At 73.8% G+C, this 16,458-nt stretch carries 16 protein-coding genes; 7 read left to right on the top strand and 9 right to left on the bottom strand.

The features are described 5' to 3' along the window. Window positions 1-185 precede the first annotated feature (185 nt). Window positions 186-683, top strand: coding sequence for a methylated-DNA--[protein]-cysteine S-methyltransferase (locus ABWK59_RS06080; protein ID WP_354638482.1), 498 nt, complete (start codon window positions 186-188; stop codon window positions 681-683). A gap of 18 nt (window positions 684-701) precedes the next feature. Here ABWK59_RS06080 and ABWK59_RS06075 read toward each other — a convergent pair whose 3' ends face one another. Further along, on the bottom strand, window positions 702-1,994 hold the full coding sequence (locus ABWK59_RS06075) for a cytochrome P450 (RefSeq protein ID WP_420492907.1): 1,293 nt from the start codon (window positions 1,992-1,994) through the stop codon (window positions 702-704). A gap of 272 nt (window positions 1,995-2,266) precedes the next feature. Between ABWK59_RS06075 and ABWK59_RS06070 the strand changes: the two genes are divergently transcribed. The 6 genes from ABWK59_RS06070 (at window position 2,267) to ABWK59_RS06045 (ending at window position 9,676) form a co-directional block, all read left to right on the top strand. Then, window positions 2,267-3,523 (top strand): sugar ABC transporter substrate-binding protein, encoded by a 1,257-nt coding sequence (locus ABWK59_RS06070; protein ID WP_354638478.1) that lies wholly within the window; start codon window positions 2,267-2,269, stop codon window positions 3,521-3,523. Between the two features lie 183 nt (window positions 3,524-3,706). Next, a complete protein-coding gene (locus ABWK59_RS06065) occupies window positions 3,707-5,266 on the top strand; it encodes a Re/Si-specific NAD(P)(+) transhydrogenase subunit alpha (RefSeq protein ID WP_354638477.1) in 1,560 nt (519 codons plus the stop codon). 6 nt (window positions 5,267-5,272) lie between these two features. Continuing rightward, window positions 5,273-6,748, top strand: coding sequence for a Re/Si-specific NAD(P)(+) transhydrogenase subunit beta (pntB, locus tag ABWK59_RS06060; protein ID WP_354638475.1), 1,476 nt, complete (start codon window positions 5,273-5,275; stop codon window positions 6,746-6,748). A 221-nt stretch (window positions 6,749-6,969) separates the two neighbouring features. Continuing rightward, on the top strand, window positions 6,970-7,869 hold the full coding sequence (ligD, locus tag ABWK59_RS06055; RefSeq protein WP_354638474.1) for a non-homologous end-joining DNA ligase: 900 nt from the start codon (window positions 6,970-6,972) through the stop codon (window positions 7,867-7,869). Window positions 7,870-7,974: 105 nt separating this feature from the next. Continuing rightward, window positions 7,975-9,012: a MerR family transcriptional regulator gene (locus ABWK59_RS06050; RefSeq protein ID WP_354638472.1), complete on the top strand. Its 1,038-nt coding sequence runs from the start codon at window positions 7,975-7,977 to the stop codon at window positions 9,010-9,012. Window positions 9,013-9,265: 253 nt separating this feature from the next. After that, window positions 9,266-9,676 carry a hypothetical protein gene (locus ABWK59_RS06045; RefSeq protein ID WP_354638470.1) on the top strand — a complete coding sequence of 137 codons (411 nt, stop codon included), beginning with the start codon at window positions 9,266-9,268 and terminating at the stop codon, window positions 9,674-9,676. Window positions 9,677-9,700: 24 nt separating this feature from the next. On the opposite strand, the gene ABWK59_RS06040 is transcribed toward ABWK59_RS06045, so the two are convergent. The 8 genes from ABWK59_RS06040 to ABWK59_RS06005 form a co-directional block, all read right to left on the bottom strand. Continuing rightward, entirely contained in the window at window positions 9,701-10,030 is a 330-nt protein-coding gene (locus ABWK59_RS06040; RefSeq protein ID WP_354638468.1) for a hypothetical protein, read from the bottom strand. Window positions 10,031-10,237: 207 nt separating this feature from the next. After that, window positions 10,238-10,618 (bottom strand): hypothetical protein, encoded by a 381-nt coding sequence (locus ABWK59_RS06035; RefSeq protein ID WP_354638466.1) that lies wholly within the window; start codon window positions 10,616-10,618, stop codon window positions 10,238-10,240. Beyond that, window positions 10,582-12,219, bottom strand: a complete 1,638-nt coding sequence (locus tag ABWK59_RS06030; RefSeq protein ID WP_354638464.1) for an MFS transporter — start codon at window positions 12,217-12,219, stop codon at window positions 10,582-10,584. The genes ABWK59_RS06035 and ABWK59_RS06030 overlap by 37 nt, the downstream gene beginning before the upstream one ends. Window positions 12,220-12,224: 5 nt before the next feature. Next, entirely contained in the window at window positions 12,225-12,770 is a 546-nt protein-coding gene (locus ABWK59_RS06025; RefSeq protein WP_354638463.1) for a TetR/AcrR family transcriptional regulator, read from the bottom strand. Between the two features lie 287 nt (window positions 12,771-13,057). Continuing rightward, window positions 13,058-13,453, bottom strand: a complete 396-nt coding sequence (locus ABWK59_RS06020) for a cell division protein SepF (protein WP_354638461.1) — start codon at window positions 13,451-13,453, stop codon at window positions 13,058-13,060. A 273-nt stretch (window positions 13,454-13,726) separates the two neighbouring features. Next, window positions 13,727-14,242: a DinB family protein gene (locus ABWK59_RS06015; RefSeq protein ID WP_354638459.1), complete on the bottom strand. Its 516-nt coding sequence runs from the start codon at window positions 14,240-14,242 to the stop codon at window positions 13,727-13,729. A gap of 103 nt (window positions 14,243-14,345) precedes the next feature. After that, the gene (locus ABWK59_RS06010; protein ID WP_354638457.1) at window positions 14,346-15,080 is read right to left on the bottom strand and encodes a TVP38/TMEM64 family protein; all 735 of its coding nucleotides are present in this window, start codon (window positions 15,078-15,080) and stop codon (window positions 14,346-14,348) included. Window positions 15,081-15,367: 287 nt separating this feature from the next. After that, window positions 15,368-16,381, bottom strand: a complete 1,014-nt coding sequence (locus ABWK59_RS06005; protein ID WP_354638456.1) for a deoxyribonuclease IV — start codon at window positions 16,379-16,381, stop codon at window positions 15,368-15,370. Window positions 16,382-16,458 lie beyond the last annotated feature (77 nt).

The following is a 16,458-nucleotide window of genomic DNA, read 5'->3' as shown; positions in this document are numbered from 1 at the left end:
GCGCCGCACGGCCCCCTGCGCGCCGGGCGGCCTGCCCGCACGCCCGCCGCCACGCCGGACACGGGCCGCGGGCCGCGGGCCGAGGGACGGGGCCGAGGGCGGTGTCCGATTCCCGCCGGACCCCACCACCGCCGGCACGGCAGACTGGCTGATGGAAGGGCGGAACGGAGAGGAGTTCGGGTCCGATGACGGTGTACACGACGGTGGACAGTCCGCTGGGCGAGCTGCTGCTGGTCGGTGAGGAGTCGGCCACGGCGAAGGGCGGCACGGCACTGGCCTCGGTGTCGGTGCCGGGCCAGCGGCGGGGCGCGGTGGTCCTGGACGGCTGGGTGCGCGCACCCGAGGCGTTCGGCGAGATCACGGCCCAGCTCCAGGCGTACTTCGCGGGGACGGCGACCGGGTTCGACCTGGAGTTCGCGGTCGGCGGGACGGAGTTCCAGCGGCGGGTGTGGCAGGCGCTGGACGCCATCCCGTACGGCGCCACCACGACCTACGGGCGGCTGGCGGAGTCCATCGGCGCCCCGCGCGGCGCGGTACGGGCCCTGGGCTCGGCGATCGGGGCGAACCCGCTGCTGGTGGTCCGGCCGTGCCACCGGGTGATCGGCGCGGACGGCTCGCTGACCGGGTACGCGGGCGGGCTGGAGCGCAAGGCGCGGCTGCTCGAACTCGAGAACCGCGGCTAGCCCCCACGGGCCCCGGCGTCACCCCCAGCCGATCGGCAGGTGCTTCAGCCCGTTCTGGAAGTTGGAGACCATCCGTACCGGCGCCCCCGCCACCCGCAGTCCCGGCAGCCCCCGCACCACCTCCCCGAGCAGCGCCCGCATCTGCACCCGGGCCAGCTGCGCGCCGAGGCAGAAGTGCGGCCCGTGGCCGAAGCTGACGTGGTCGTTCGGGGTGCGGGTGACGTCGAACCGGTCGGGCTCCGGGAAGACGGTGCCGTCGCGGTTGGCGGAGGCGTGGTAGACCACGACCTTGTCGCCGCCCCGGATCCGCCGCCCGCCGAGCTCCACGTCCCGGGTGGCGGTGCGGCGGAAGTCCATCACCGGCGGCCAGTAGCGGAGCATCTCCTCCACCGCGGATCCGGTCAACTCCGACCGTTCGCACAGCAGTCGGTACTGCTCGGGGTGCTCCAGCAGGGTGAGCAGCCCGCCCGGGACGCCGTTGCGCAGGGTCTCGTTCCCGGCGACGGCGAAGAGGAAGAACATGTTCTCGAACTCCTCGCGGGTGAGCCCGCCCTCCCGCATCCGGGCGAGGATGCTGCCGGGCCGCGGGTGTTCGGCGAGCCCGTGGGCGTAGGCGAACATGTCGGCGAGGGCGGCCCGTGACCGGGGGTTGACCGGCCGGCCGTCCCCGGTCGCCACGGCGGTCGGCCGGTGGGCGAGGGCGGCCCGGCCGAGGTCGCTGAGCGCGGCCGGGTCGGTGGCGGCGAGGCCGGCGTACTCGGTGTCCTGGTAGCCGATGACCCGGCTCGCCCAGGCGTACAGCAGGCCCCGGTCCTGCTCGGGCACACCCATGATGTGCGCGAGCGTCCAGACCGGCAGGTCGGCGGCGAGCGGGACGAAGTCGGCCCGCCCGCGCGGCCGGACCTCCGCCACCAGCAGCCGGGCGCGCCGCTCGATCCCCTCGGTGAGCTCCCGGACGGCGCGCGGGGTGAAGGCGGCCGCGACGATCCGGCGCAGCCGGGAGTGGTCGGGCGGGTCCTGGTTGAGCATCATCGCCCGGACGAACTCCAGGTCGGCGGCGGTGTCCGGGTCCCGGATCTGGGTGGCGCCGAGGTGGGAGGAGAACACCTCGGGGGTGCGCAGGACGTGCTTGACGTCGGCGTGCCGCAGCACCGCCCAGTACCCCGGCCCGGCCGGCCACGGCCCGACGGCCGGCTCCTCGACCCACCACACCGGCGCGGCCTCGCGCAGCTCCCGGTGCAGGGCGTACGGCACCCCCTCGGCGTAGGTCTCGGGGAGGAAGATCCGGTTCACGCGCGCCTGGTCGGGGATCACGTCGAGCGACGGTACGGCAGGGGCTCCCGGCACGCCAGACACCCGCGCCGAACGCCCCCTCCTCGCACCGCACCCCGCGCCCGGGTCGCACTCCACCGCGCACCCGGGTCGCGCCGTCCGCCACCAGCCGGCGATCAGCCGAAACCACCGCTCCTGAAAACTTTCCGTAAATTTCTGCAAACCATTGCTGCCGAGAGGGGGGCATTGCTAACTTCTGCGCACCCGACCGGCTCTCGCGCCCCCACCCACCCCCCGACCTGGAGACCCGCGTGCGCAGACATCTCGCGCTCCTCGCCTCGACGATCACCCTCACCCTCGGCCTGACCGCCTGCGGCGGCACCGGCGCCACCGCCGGCGATGCCGCGTCCCCCTCCGGCAAGAAGCTGGTGATCTGGGCCGACGAGAAGCGCGCCGACGTGCTGCGCCCCTTCGCCGAGGCGTTCGCCGCCAAGAAGGGCGCCAAGGCCGAGGTGGTCGGCATCGCCGAGAACCAGCAGAAGGCCTTCATCGAGGCCTCCCAGTCCGGCAAGGGCCCGGACGTCATGGTCGGCGCCCACGACTGGATCGGGAACCTCGTCCAGAACGACCTCATCGACCCCATCGAGGTGCTCGACAACCGGATGGGCGACTACGTCGACGTCGCCCGCAAGGCGGTCACCTACCAGGGCAAGTTCTACGCCATCCCGTACGCGGTGGAGAGCCTGGTGCTGTTCCGCAACACCGCCCTCGCACCCGAGGCCCCCGACACCTTCGACTCGCTGGTGAACACCGGCGAGGCACTCCGCAAGGCCGGCAAGGCCACCCAGGCGGTCGGGTACACCGTCAGCCAGCCCGACGGCCAGGCCGGCGACACCTACCACATGTACCCGCTGTACACCTCCGGCGGCGGCTACCTCTTCGGCACCAACGCCCGCGGCGACGCCGACCCCACCGACCTCGGCGTCGGCGCCCCCTCCTCGGTCGCCGCCTTCGAGAAGATCGCGGCCCTCGGCGAGAAGGGCTCGGGCGTGCTGCGCCGCTCCTACACCTCGGACAACGCCTCGGCCGCCTTCACCACCGGCAAGACCCCGTTCCTGGTGGCCGGACCGTGGAAGCTGGCCGACGTGCGCTCCAGCGGACTGAAGTACGCCATCTCCCCGGTGCCCGGCTTCGCCGGCAAGGAACCCGCCCGGTCGTTCGTCGGCGTGCAGTCCTTCTTCGTCGCCAGCAAGGGCGCCCACAAGGCGATGGCGCAGGAGTTCGTGCTGTCCACCCTCGGCTCCGTGGAACTCGCCGACGCCCTGTTCAAGGCCGAGCCGCGGATGCCCGCCCTGAAGGAGTCGCTGGCCCACGCGCGCACCGCCGACCCGGACGTCGCCGCCTTCGAACAGGCCGCCAAGGCCGGCGTCCCGCTGCCGTCCATCCCTCAGATGTCCGCCATCTGGGGACCGTTCAACGCCCTGATCACCGCCGCCGTGAAGGGCGACCCGGTGCCGCCCGCGGTCGCCAACGCGGGCCGGACCATCAAGGAGCAGCTCCCCAAGTGACCTGCGCCTTCGGGCGCCTGCGGACCGTGGCACCCCTCACCGGCACGTGTGCCGGTGAGGCACGTCACTTCTTCGTCCCGTCGGCCAGCCGGGCTCGGACGTGTAGGTTCCTGCCACCAAGGGGACGTTCCCCTGATCGCAGATCCCCCGTCAACGAGCTCCTCCGACGAGAGAGAACACGAGATGTCTGCAGACGACGACTCCACGCACCACCCCCCGCGGCGCATCGGTGTGGTCGCCGAGTCCACCCCCGGGGAGACCCGCGTCGCGGCGACCCCGTCGACGGTCCGCGGACTGCTCGCCCTCGGCTACCAGGTCGTCGTCGAGGCCGAGGCCGGCGCGGCCTCCGGCTTCACCGACGAGGCGTACGTCGAGGCCGGTGCGCAGATCGACGACGCCTGGTCCGCCGACATCGTGCTGAAGGTCAACGCCCCGTCCACCGGGGAGATCGCCCGGATGAACGACGGCGCCACCCTGATCGGCCTGCTCGCCCCCGCGCAGCGGCCCGAGCTGCTGGAGGCGCTGTCCGCCCGTCCGATCACCGCGCTCTCGCTGGACGCGGTGCCGCGGATCTCCCGGGCCCAGTCCATGGACGTGCTCAGCTCCATGGCGAACATCGCCGGCTACCGGGCGGTGATCGAGGCGGCCCACGTGTTCGGACGCTTCTTCACCGGCCAGGTCACCGCCGCGGGCAAGGTCCCGCCGGCGAAGGTCCTGGTGGCCGGCGCCGGCGTGGCCGGCCTCGCCGCCATCGGCGCCGCCTCCAGCCTCGGCGCCATCGTCCGGGCCACCGACCCCCGGCCGGAAGTCGCCGACCAGGTACGGTCGCTGGGCGGCGAGTACCTCCCCGTGGAGGTGGCCCAGGAGGCGAGCACCGACGGCTACGCCAAGGCCACCTCCGCCGACTACGACCTCGCCGCCGCCCGGCTCTACCACGAGCAGGCCGCGGACGTGGACATCATCGTCACCACCGCGCTGATCCCCGGCCGGCCCGCGCCGCGCCTGGTCACCGCCGAGGACGTGGCGGCGATGAAGCCCGGCAGCGTCATCGTCGACATGGCCGCCGCCCAGGGCGGCAACGTCGAGGGCACCGTACCCGGCCGCACCATCGTCACCGACAACGGCGTCACCATCATCGGCTACACCGACCTGGCCTCCCGGCTCCCGGCCCAGGCCTCCCAGCTGTTCGGCACCAACCTGGTCAACCTGCTGAAGCTGCTCACCCCCGGCAAGGACGGGCAGCTGGTCCTGGACTTCGAGGACGTGGTGCAGCGGGCCGTGACCGTGGTCCGGGAGGGCGAGACCACCTGGCCCCCGCCGCCGGTCTCCGTCTCCGCCGCGCCCACGGCCCAGCCCGCGGCCGCCCCCGCGGCCGTCCAGCCCGAGAAGGCCGGGCTCAGCCCCGCCGCCCGGTTCGGCCTGATCGGCGGCGGCCTGCTCGCGATGCTCGCCCTGATCGCCTTCGCCCCCGCCCAACTCGCCGAGAACTTCACGGTGTTCACCCTGGCGGTGGTGATCGGCTACTACGTCATCGGCAAGGTCCACCACGCCCTGCACACGCCGCTGATGTCGGTGACCAACGCGATCTCCGGGATCGTGGTGATCGGCGCCCTGCTGCAGATCGGGCACGAGAGCGCGGCCGTCACCGCGCTGTCCTTCGTGGCGATCCTGCTGACGAGCGTGAACATCTTCGGCGGCTTCGCCGTCACCCGCCGCATGCTGAACATGTTCTCGAAAGGCTGAGCCGCGATGACTACCACCACGGCCTCCCACGCCGCAGACCTGGTCGCCGCGCTGCTGTTCATCCTCAGCCTCGCCGGCCTCTCCCAGCACCGCACCTCCCGGGCCGGCGTCGTGTACGGCATCGCCGGCATGGCCCTCGCCCTGGTCGCCACCGTCGTCCTGGCCGCCCAGAGCATCACCGTCGGCGCCGTCGCCCTGATCCTGGTGGCGATGGCGCTCGGCGCGGTGATCGGCATCTGGCGGGCCCGCCAGGTCGAGATGACCCAGATGCCCGAACTCATCGCCGTCCTCCACAGCTTCGTCGGCCTCGCCGCCGTGCTGGTCGGCTGGAACAGCTACCTGGAGGTGGAGGCGCACGGCTCGGCACAGACCCACGTCGCCGCCGACCTGCTGGCCATCCACCACGCCGAGGTGTTCATCGGCATCTTCATCGGCGGGGTCACCTTCACCGGCTCGATCGTCGCCTTCCTGAAGCTGTCCGCCCGGATCGCCTCCCGCCCGCTGACGCTGCCCGGCAAGAACGCCCTCAACCTCGGCGCGCTCGCCGCGTTCGCCGGGCTGACGGTCTGGTTCACCGTCGCCCCGAACCCCGGCCTGATGATCGCCGTCACCGTGCTCGCCCTGGTCCTGGGCTGGCACCTGGTCGCCTCCATCGGCGGCGGCGACATGCCGGTCGTCGTCTCCATGCTCAACAGCTACTCCGGCTGGGCGGCCGCGGCCGCCGGCTTCCTGCTCGACAACAACCTGCTCATCGTCACCGGCGCGCTGGTCGGCTCCTCCGGTGCCTACCTGTCGTACATCATGTGCAAGGCGATGAACCGGTCCTTCCTCTCCGTCATCGCCGGCGGCTTCGGCATCGAAGCCCCCACCGGCGGCGACGAGGAGCAGGGCGAGCACCGCGAGGTCCGCGCCCAGGAGGCCGCCGACCTGCTCGCCCAGGCCCGGTCGGTGGTCATCACCCCCGGCTACGGCATGGCGGTGGCCCAGGCCCAGCACCCGGTCGCCGAGCTGACCCGCCGGCTGCGCGAGCGCGGCGTGGAGGTCCGCTTCGGCGTCCACCCGGTCGCCGGCCGCCTGCCCGGGCACATGAACGTGCTGCTGGCCGAGGCGAAGGTCCCGTACGACATCGTCCTGGAGATGGACGAGATCAACGACGACTTCCCGGACACCTCCGTCGTCCTGGTCATCGGCGCCAACGACACCGTCAACCCGGCCGCCACCGACGACCCCACCAGCCCCATCGCCGGCATGCCGGTGCTGAAGGTGTGGGAGGCGGACCAGGTCATCGTGTTCAAGCGGTCCATGGCCTCCGGGTACGCCGGCGTCCAGAACCCGCTGTTCTTCCGCGAGAACAGCAGCATGCTCTTCGGCGACGCCAAGCAGAGCGTGGAGGACATCCTCCAGGCACTCGGCACCGACGGCCGGCCCGCCCCGGCCACGCCCGCCGCCCGCACGGCCACGGCCGGACGGGCCGTGGGATAGCCGCGCGGGGTCCGACCCGGAAGGGGTGCGCGGGGCCGGAGGCGTTCCGGCCCGCGCACCCCTTCGGCGTTCCCGGCGTCCGTCGGTCGGTCCGTCCGTCCGGCAGGAGCCGGTCGGTCTCAGGTGCCACCCTCCGAGGAGCGCCCCATGCCCCGACGGGCTGACGCCTGTCCAGGTGACCTCGGGCATGACCGGCCCGGCCCGCGGGGATCCAGCACCGTATGCCCGAACGCCAGGTCACCGAAGTCGAGGGCCACCGGCTGGTCCTGTCCCACCTCGACAAGGTGCTGTGGCCGGACACCGGCTGGACCAAGGGCGAGGCCCTCTACTACTACGCCCGCGTCGCCCCCGCGATGCTGCCCCACCTGCGCGGCCGCCCCGCCACCTTCCTGCGCTTCCCCTCCGGCGTCGGCGAGGCCGGCTTCTTCGCCAAGAACCCGCCACCCGGCCTGCCCGACTGGGTCCACACCCTCACCGTCCCCAGCCACGAGGGCCCCAAGGACCGTGTCACCGTCGACGACCTCGCCACCCTGATGACCGTGGCCAACGGCTACGCACTCGAACTCCACGTCCCCCAGTGGAGCGCCGCCACCGGACCCGGACACCACGACCGCCTGGTGATCGACCTCGACCCCGGCCCCGGCACCGACCTCACCGACTGCTGCCGGGTCGCCCTCCTCATCCGCGACCACCTCGCCGAGGACGGACTCACCGCCCTCCCCAAGACCTCCGGCAGCAAAGGCCTCCACCTGTACGCCGCCCTGCGGCCCGCCCCGGCCGAGGAGGTCGTCGGCTACGCCAAGCGCCTCGCCGAACGCCTCGCCCGCACCCACCCCGACCTCGTCGTCTCCCGGATGGCCAAGGCGCTGCGCCGCGGCCGGGTCTTCGTCGACTGGTCCCAGAACGCCACCGCCAAGACCACCGCCGCCCCCTACACCCTCCGCGCCACCCCCGTCCCCGGCGTCTCCACCCCGCTCACCTGGCGGGAGGTCGAACACTGCACCGACCCCGAGGAGTTCGGCTTCACCCCCGACGCCGTCCTGGCCCGCGTCGAGTCGGACGGCGACCTCCTCGCCGACCTCACCACCCACCCCGCACCGCTCCCCGACCGCCGCGACTGAACGGCTGCCGTGGCTCTCCCGCGACCGTGACCCTCCCACGACTGAGGCCGCCCGGCCCCCGTCTCGGCTTGCAGCTCCCGTAACGGGAGGTGTCAGGGTGGGCCCATGGACGGCGACACTCTCCACACCATCGGCGACCTGGCCCGGCGGACCGGGCTCACGGTCAAGGCGATCCGCTTCTACTCCGACTGCGGCCTCCTGCCCCCCACCCGCCGCAGCCCCGCCGGTCACCGCCGCTACGGGCCCGACGCGTCCGCACGCCTGGACCTCGTCCGCACCCTCCGCGACCTGGGACTGGACCTCGCCACCATCCGGAAGGTCGCCGACCGCGAACTGTCCCTCCCCGAGGTGGCGGCGGCCCACGCCGAGGCGCTGGACGTCCAGATCAGGACCCTGCGCCTGCGGCACGCGGTCCTGACCGCGGTCGCCCGGCGCGGGGCGGGCACGGAGGAGACCGGACCGATCCACCGGCTGGCCCGGCTCACCGAGGACGAACGGCGGCGGCTGACCGAGGAGTTCCTCGACGCCGCCTTCGGCCGACGCGCCGATGCCGATGCCGATGCCGACTCCAACGCCGATGCCGACCCCGGCGGGTCGGTCGAACGCGGCGTCCGAGCGCCGGACGCCCTCGCCGCCGCCCGCCGCTCGATGACGCCCGAACTCCCCGAGGAACCCGACACCGAACAGGTGCTGGCCTGGCTGGAAGCGGCCGAGCTCGCCCAGGACCCCGGATTCCGCGCCGCCCTCCGGCGGATGGCCCGGAACCAGGCCGAGGACAGCGCGGGGGCGGGCACGGGCGCGGGGAACGGCGCGGTCCTCCCGCGCCGGGACGCGGTGGCCCTGGCCCGCGACCTGGCCGGTCCGGCCCTCGCCGCCGGTCTCCCACCCGCGTCCCCCGAGGCCGACCCGGTCCTCGCGCAGCTCACCGCCGCCTACGCCCGACTCCTCCACGCACCCGACGACCAGGCGCTGCGCCACCGGCTCCTCGCCCGCCTGGAGACCGCGAACGACCCCCGCCGCCAGCGGTACACCGAACTGCTCGCCGTGATCAACGGCTGGCCGGCCCCCGAGGACCTCACCCCCGTCCTCGACTGGACCGCCCGGGCCCTGCGCGCCCGCATCCCGGCATCAGCGCCGATCTGACCCGTGCCGCCCGCCGGCCACGCGGACGCGGAGCGCCCCGGGCCGTCCGTACCATCCGGTCGGCCACACGCATGTTCCACCGGGGGAGTCGCAGGTGCTCGACGGATCGGCGGCCGCACGGCCATCGCGAGCGGCGGCGCTGCTGCCGGCCGGGCCGGCGCTCGGCGCGTGTACGGCGGACCCGGACGGGGCCGGCCGCGCGGGCCGGTGGCCGTCAAGTCCAGGGCCGAGGGCACTGAGCTGGGTCGAGCGGGTGCAGGACCACCTGCGGCAGGTGGCGGGGGGCCAACGGTCCCTGGCGGGGCTGTTCCACGGCTACTCCGCGTGCGCCGGGAGGGGACCGGGCATCGCACCGGCGGAGGACCCGTACGAACTCACCGGAAGCGTCCGTCTCGACGTGCCGGACGACCGGCGTCCCGGGATCGTCCGCAAGCTCCGGGACGCACTCGGGGCCGAGGGGTTCAGGATCGGCGAGGACCCGGAGTCCGCGGCGGGCGACCCGTCCGCCCCGCCCACCGACGCCTTCCAGGCCGTCCACGAGGGGGAGCAGGTCGAGGACTGCTACACCGTGGACGTGCGGAGCGCGAAGCCCGGCCTGGGAGTGGCCCTCGCCGTCACGCTCCCCTGCCTGGAGCCACCGGCCGGCGCGACGTCGGCGCCGTAGGAGTGCCCGATCCGGCCGGGCCGGTCAGGGCGCGGCATCGGCGTCGGCGTCGGCTTCGGTATCGGCGCCGGCCGGGCGAGCGGGTCCCGTTTCTCGGGCGGGCTCCTCGGCCGGGTCGGCGGGCTTCTCGGCCCGGGCGGCGGGGGTGCCGGCGGCGATCAGCGACCGGACCAGCGCGACGGTGGCCCGGTCGGTGCGGCGGGCGCTCTTCCGGTTCTGCTGCCAGAGCCCCCACCAGTCGGGGGCGAGCGGACCCTCGACCCGTGAACCCGGCTGGTCGGGATGGAGGCCGAGCCGCCGCAGCGCCTCCGAGCGGACGCTGACCGCGATCCAGCCCCGCGCCCGACCGCACATCAGGTCGAAGCGGACGTCCTGCTCGTCGAAGGGGAACCAGTCGATCCCGCGGTCACGCAGTCAAACGCCGAGGAGCAGGCCGGTCCGGGCCACGGCGCCGGTGTTCTCCACGGTGAAGAGCCGCGTCCAGGAGCCGTCCTCGTTCCAGGTGTTCATGCCCTCATCCTGACCGGGGAAGGCGCCCCTCCGCCAGCGCTTTCGGGGCGGTCACGGCCAGCCGGGCGGCTTCGGGGTGGCGGAGGACTCGGCCCGGGCGATCTCCGCGCAGGAGGCGCGGGCACGGGCGGAGACCCAGTCCGGCGGCAGCGGGCCCCGGGACCGCAGGTCCGCCGCCTCCCGGCGCAAGCCGCGCAGTGCGGTGGCCTCGGAGCTGGACAGGCCCAGCTCCTGATAGTCGCCGAGGTCGACACCACCGTCGAGGAACTGCTGTAGATAGTCCGTGAGTTGCCGGACACAGGGATCAACGGGCGTGGCGGTGAAGGCCGGTTCGGCCCTGTCTCCGCCTCCGCCGCCGCCCAGCCCGCAGGCTGCCGCGCCGCCGACCGTCGCGATCAGTACGGCCAGCCGGGCCGCCCACCGTCTCCGCACGACGGCATCCTGACACCCGCTGCCCGGGCAGCCAAGCCCCCTGCAGGGGATGGCCGATGCCGCCGTGCGGCGGTCACGTCGGCCTGGCCCGCCGGGGTGGGGCGGGCGCGCAGCAGGTACCAGGAGAGCGCGGCCGACAGCAGGAGCAGACCGGCCGCGAGCCAGGCGGCGGTGTTCATACCGTGCACGAAGGCGGACTTGGCGCCGTCGAGCAGCTGGTCACCGAGCGCCTGGGGGAGGGTGGCCGCGGCCTCGACCGCGCCGCCGATGGACTCGTGGGCCTGCGCGGCCGCCGCCGGGTCGGTACCCGCCGGCACGGTGAACGAGCCGGTGTAGAGCGCGGTCACCACCGAGCCGACCAGGGCGATGCCCAGGGCCGTGCCCAGCTCGTACGCGGTCTCCGAGACGGCCGAGGCGGCGCCCGCCTTGTCGGACGGGGCGGCGCCGAGCACCAGATCGGAGGCGAGCGTGTAGACCACGCCCTCGGCGGTGCCGACCGCGAGGAAGGCGGTGCCGAGCAGCAGGTACCCGCTGTCGCCACGGACCAGGCCGAGCAGCCCGATGCCCGCGCCCATCACCAGCAGGCCGGCGGTCAGGGTGGCCCGAGAACCGGCCCGGCGGGCCAGCCGGGCGGTCAGCAGGCCGCCGACCACGGCACCGAGGAAGGCGGGCATCTCGGCGATGCCGGCCGTCAGCGGGGTGTAGCCGCGGACCAGCTGGAGGTACTGGGACATGAAGAACACCACGCCGGAGAGGCCGATCAGCGCGGTGAGCGAGGCGATCACGGCGGCGGTGAACCGGCGGTCGGCGAACAGCCGGACGTCCAGCAGCGGGTGGTCCAGCGCCAGTTGGCGGCGGACGAAGGCGACCAGGGCGGCCGCGCCCACGAGCAGGATCGCGGGGGTGGACCAGCCGGTGAGGCCCTCGGCGGCGAACTCCTTGACGGCGTAGACCACGCCGATCACGCCGGCCATCGACAGCAGCACGCTGAGCACGTCCCAGCCGCCCGTCCGCCGGGCCCGGGACTCCGGCAGCAGCCAGGCGCCGAGCACCAGCAGCAGGGCCAGCACCGGGAGGTTGAGCAGGAAGACCGACCCCCACCAGAAGTGCTCCAGCAGGATGCCGCCGACCAGCGGGCCGAGGGCCGCGCCGGCGGTGGCGCCGGCGCCCCAGATGCCGATGGCGGTGGCCCGCTCCCGGGCGTCGGGGAAGAGGGTGCGGATCAGCGACAGAGTCGAGGGCATGATCGTCGCGCCGGCGACGCCCAGCAGGGCGCGGGCGAGGATCAGCCAGCCCGGGCTCGGGGAGTACGCCGCCAGCAGCGAGGCCGCGCCGAACGCGGAAGACCCGACCAGCAGGACCCGCTTGCGGCCGATCCGGTCGCTGAGCGCGCCCATGCTGACCAGCAGGCCGGCCAGCACGAAGGAGTACGCGTCGCCGATCCACAGCAGCTGGGTGCCGCTGGGGTCCAGGGTCTCGCTGACGGACGGGAGGGCGAGGGACAGCACCGTGGCGTCCACGGCGACCAGGGTCACGGCCAGGACGAGCACGCCGAGGCCGACCCAGCGGTGCCGGGCGGTGGTGGCGGGGGTGGTGCTCATGGGTATCACGATCTCCGTATGGCTCCGCCGAGGAAGAGCTCGGCGAGCGAGAAGGCGCTGTCGCGGGGGGCCAGGCGTCCGTCCTGGACGGCCCAGCCGACGCCGGCGACGAGGTCGAAGAAGGCCTCGCTGAGCCAGCCGGCCGAGAGCTCGATCCGGAAGACGCCCTGCTGCTGGCCACGCAGGAAGAGCGCGCGCACCCGGGCGTCCTGGACCTCCCAGAGGTCGTTGATCTCGGGGTCGTCGTACAGCTGGTTCTCGCCGGCCAGGAAGGCGCAGAGCGCGGCGTCCGGCACGACCTCGTCGACCAGGCGGCGCAGGGCCTCCTGGGCGTCGCCCTCCTCGATCCGGGCGGCGTCCAGGGCGGCGGCGAACTTGCGCAGGCCCAGCGCGCCCACCTCGCGGATCAGCGCCTCGCGGCCCGGGAAGATCCGGTGCAGCGTGGCGCGGCTGATGCCGGCGGCGCGGGCGATCTCGTCGAGGTGGGCGGTCGGGCGGCGGGAGAGCACGCCGACGGCTGCCTCGAGGACGGAGTCGCGATCTGTGGCCATGGATCGAGTGTAGACCAGATGAGACGTAGATGTCTCAATCCGATGATCGGAATCTCAGCAGTCGGTCGGCGGTCGCATGATCGGAGGAGTTCAGGCGGTGTGATGAGCATCCGGAAACAGCGGAACCGGGGACGGCGGTCGCCGTCCCCGGTTCGGGATCAGATGCGGATCAGGTGCGGATCAGATGTGGATCGAAGGCCGACCGGAAGTCGACCGGAAGCCGACCCGGGTGCGGGTCGGATGCCGATCGGATGGGTGCCGTCCGGCGTCCGGCGCCGGGCGGCGGGTCAGCTCTGGTTGTAGAACCCCGACTCGTCGAGCGGCCGGTCGATCACCATCACCTCGACGTCGGCCGGGGTGAGCAGGAAGACCCGGCGGGCGATCCGCTCGATGCCGCCGCGGGTGCCGAAGATCAGGCCGGAGGCGAAGTCGACCATCCGCTTGGCCTCGGCCTCGTCCATCTCGGTCAGGTCCATCACCACGGGGGTCGAGGACCGGATGTGCTCGCCGACCGTGCGGGCCGCCTCGAAGCCGGTGGGCCGCAGCGAGACGATCTTCGCCGGCGCGGCCGGCATGGACGGGATGGTCTCCTCCTCGTCCCATGCGTCGGCGTAGACCGCGGCAGGGTAGTTCCCGGAAGGCATCAGCCAACCGTTGTGGTGTTCGTCGCGAAGTGCTCCCATTGCCGCGGCCTCCCTGTCTCGTCCCCGTACGCGTCCCCCGGGCGGACGCCGTCGTTTTGACACGTCATCCACTTGTTGGAACTGTCCGAGTATCGCACTGATCATCGCTCTGGTGCCCGCTCGCGACCGCCGGACGGGTTGTGGCGCGCGGGAAATCCGTGATTGTCCGGACATTCCTTGCGACGTCCCAGGTCGTCGAATGGTTGCGCGCGTAGACCATATCGGTGTGCGTCAGGTCATAGTTGACTAGTCGTCAACAATCGCGTAACGGGTTCACTCTCCCGTGGCGCCGTCGATCCGCTCGCGGATCAGATCGGCGTGTCCGTTGTGCCGCGCGTACTCCTCGATCATGTGCACCAGGATCCAGCGCAGGGTGACCTCCTCGCCACGCCGCCGCTGCTTCGCCACCGTCTCCGGCGACAGGCCCGCGGCCACCGCGCGGGCCAGCTCGATCTCGGTGCGCCAGGCCGCGAGGTCCGCCGCGACGTCGGCGGTGTCCACGCCGTTGAAGTCGCCGTCCTCGTCCTCCTTGCTCCAGTACAGGCCGCTGTCGAGGAGGTCCTGCCCGTCCAGGATGGCCCGGAACCAGTACCGCTCGACCTCCGCCATGTGCCGGACCAGCCCGAGCAGCGACAGCGAGGAGGGGCGGGCCGAGCGCTCGCGCAGTTGATCGTCGGTCAGGCCCTCGCACTTCAGGGCCAGGGTGGCACGGTGGTAGTCCAGCCAGGCGGTGAGCATGGTGCTCTCGTCCGCGGCCATGGGGGCATCGATACGGGAAGGCGTTGTCATGGACGTCATCCTGGGGCAGCGCCGACCGCGGGGGCCAACGGATTACGGCCCGGGTCGTGGCTGCCCCAGGGCGCTGGGGCGGGCCCGGACCCGGCGGGCCGCCTCACGCCCCGGCGTTGACCGCCTCGGCCCCGGTGGCCGGGACGGCGACCGCGCCGACTCCCTCGCGCGCGCCGACTCCCTTGCGGGTGCGGGCGGCGGCCCTGGCCTTCCACAGCGAGTACACGCTGAACAGCGACATCAGGGCGATCACCGCGGCCGAGGCCAGGAACGCCGGCGAGGTCGGCGAGCCCGCGCTGGCGCCGGCCGTGACGTAGGCGGCGGTGTTCGGGACCACGCCGATCGCGGTAGCCGCGACGAACGGGCGGTACCCCACGCCGGAGACCGCGCAGGCGTAGTTGACCGCCTGGAACGGCGGGCCCGGGATCAGGCGCAGCAGCAGGGCGGTCCGGAAGCCCTGTTCGGTGATCCGACGGTCGAGCCGCTCGAACAGCCGGTGCCGCAGCATCGGGCGCAGGGCGTCGCGGCCGAGCGAGCGGCCGAGTCCGAACGCCACCGCCGCGCCGACGGTGGAGGCGGCCACCGCCACCGGGATGCCCTGGACGGCCCCGAGCAGCAGGCCGGTGGCGGTGTTGAGGGCGGGCCGGGGGACGAAGGCGACCGTCCCCAGGGTGTACACGGCCAGCACGATCGGGACCCGCCAGGGTCCGGCCGCCGCGGCCAGGACGTCCGCCGGGTCCCAGAGCAGCAGCGAGCCGGCGGCGCAGCACAGCAGGGCGATCAGGACGCCGAGCCGCAGCCAGCGGGAGCCGGGGCGGGAGCGGAGAAGTGCGGACACCCGGCCGAGCCTAACCCCCCGCTCGGGACGGCCGGCGAGCGCGGTCGGCGGGTACGGCCGGCGGGCAGGTCCGCGCCGGAAAGTGATCTTGTTCTCGCCGCCCGGTGGTCTCTGTTCGAACCTCCCGTACGACGACCGCGGCGGTGGCGGAGTCGGAGATCGACTTCGATCGACCCGAGTGAACGGAACGGTATGCGCAAGCTCACGTGCTCACCGACAGCCGCGTCTTCGAGGTCGGGAACATCGTGCTGACCTACACCCGGACCGACGCCGCGTAGCCGAGGCGGTCAGGCGGCCGCCGCCCTCCCCGGCCGACCGGCCACGGCCGCGCTGCCGGCGACGGCCGTGTCACCGGCGACGGCGCGGGCGGCGGGTGCCGGTTCGCGGAGCCGCTTGAGCAGTTCGATGTCGCGGGCGTGCCGGGCGCCCTCGACGCGGTCGGGGTCGTGGCGGCCGTCCGGCGTCTCGATGACGAACGGGACGCCGGCGGTGGCGGGGTGGGCCAGGAGTTCCCGGAAGGGGTCGGCGCCGATGTGGCCGGCGCCGATGTTCTCGTGCCGGTCCTTGTGGGCGCCGGCGACGTCCATGGAGTCGTTGGCGTGGACCAGGCGCAGCCGCCCCGGTCCGACCGCCGCCGTGAGGGCGTCCAGCATCGCGGTGACCCCGCCGGGGGCGGCCAGGTCGTGGCCGGCGGCGAAGGCGTGGCAGGTGTCCAGGCAGACACCGACCCGGGGGTGCCGGTCGAGGGCCTCGGCGTAGCCGGCGAGGTCCTCCATCCGGGAGCAGAGCGAGCTGCCCTGCCCGGCGGTGGGTTCCAGCAGCAGCCAGGGGGCGTCCCCGCCGAGTGCGTCCAGCTCGTCGAGCAGCGGCAGCACGTCCTCGCGGACCTGGGCCAGGGCGGCCTCCCGTCCGCCGCCGCACAGGGCCGCGCCGGTGTGCACCACCACGCCGAGGGCGCCGATCGCGTGGCCGCGGAGCAGCGAGTGCCGCAGCGAGGCGACGGAGCGCTCCCGGGTGGCGGGGGAGTCCGAGCCGAAGTTGATCAGGTACGGGGCGTGGACGTACGCCGGGATGCCGCGCTCCGCGCAGGCGATGCGGAACGCCTCGTCCTGGTCGGGCCGGCCGGCCGGGGTGGCCCAGCCGCGCGGGTTGGCCACGAACACCTGCACCGTCTCGGCGCCCACCCGGTCCGCGTACGCCAGGCCGGTGCCGACCAGCCCGCGGCCGGCGACCGGGACGTGGGCGCCGATCGGGTTGCGCGGCGGGAGGGGGGAGGGACGCGGTGCGGCGGACGGACTCATGGCGGCGAGCATGCCACGCCCACCCCCGCCCGACGGAATCCCGCCCGGGCCCCCGCGTACCGCCGGCCACCGCTGCC

This window comes from Kitasatospora sp. HUAS MG31, assembly GCF_040571325.1.
GTDB classification, from domain to species: Bacteria; Actinomycetota; Actinomycetes; order Streptomycetales; family Streptomycetaceae; genus Kitasatospora; species Kitasatospora camelliae.
Note: the sequence above shows the minus strand (reverse complement) of the source record. Positions and strands in the feature narration are given on the sequence as shown.

Bases quoted from the DNA above. Each gene is read 5' to 3' on its own strand.
- ABWK59_RS06080 (WP_354638482.1), top strand. From the start codon at position 186: ATGACGGTGTACACGACGGTGGACAGTCCGCTGGGCGAGCTGCTGCTG.
- ABWK59_RS06065 (WP_354638477.1), top strand. From the start codon at position 3,707: ATGTCTGCAGACGACGACTCCACGCACCACCCCCCGCGGCGCATCGGT.
- pntB (WP_354638475.1), top strand. From the start codon at position 5,273: ATGACTACCACCACGGCCTCCCACGCCGCAGACCTGGTCGCCGCGCTG.
- ligD (WP_354638474.1), top strand. From the start codon at position 6,970: ATGCCCGAACGCCAGGTCACCGAAGTCGAGGGCCACCGGCTGGTCCTG.
- ABWK59_RS06050 (WP_354638472.1), top strand. From the start codon at position 7,975: ATGGACGGCGACACTCTCCACACCATCGGCGACCTGGCCCGGCGGACC.
- ABWK59_RS06040 (WP_354638468.1), bottom strand. From the start codon at position 10,030: ATGTGCGGTCGGGCGCGGGGCTGGATCGCGGTCAGCGTCCGCTCGGAG.
- ABWK59_RS06030 (WP_354638464.1), bottom strand. From the start codon at position 12,219: ATGAGCACCACCCCCGCCACCACCGCCCGGCACCGCTGGGTCGGCCTC.
- ABWK59_RS06025 (WP_354638463.1), bottom strand. From the start codon at position 12,770: ATGGCCACAGATCGCGACTCCGTCCTCGAGGCAGCCGTCGGCGTGCTC.
- ABWK59_RS06020 (WP_354638461.1), bottom strand. From the start codon at position 13,453: ATGGGAGCACTTCGCGACGAACACCACAACGGTTGGCTGATGCCTTCC.
- ABWK59_RS06015 (WP_354638459.1), bottom strand. From the start codon at position 14,242: ATGACAACGCCTTCCCGTATCGATGCCCCCATGGCCGCGGACGAGAGC.
- ABWK59_RS06005 (WP_354638456.1), bottom strand. From the start codon at position 16,381: ATGAGTCCGTCCGCCGCACCGCGTCCCTCCCCCCTCCCGCCGCGCAAC.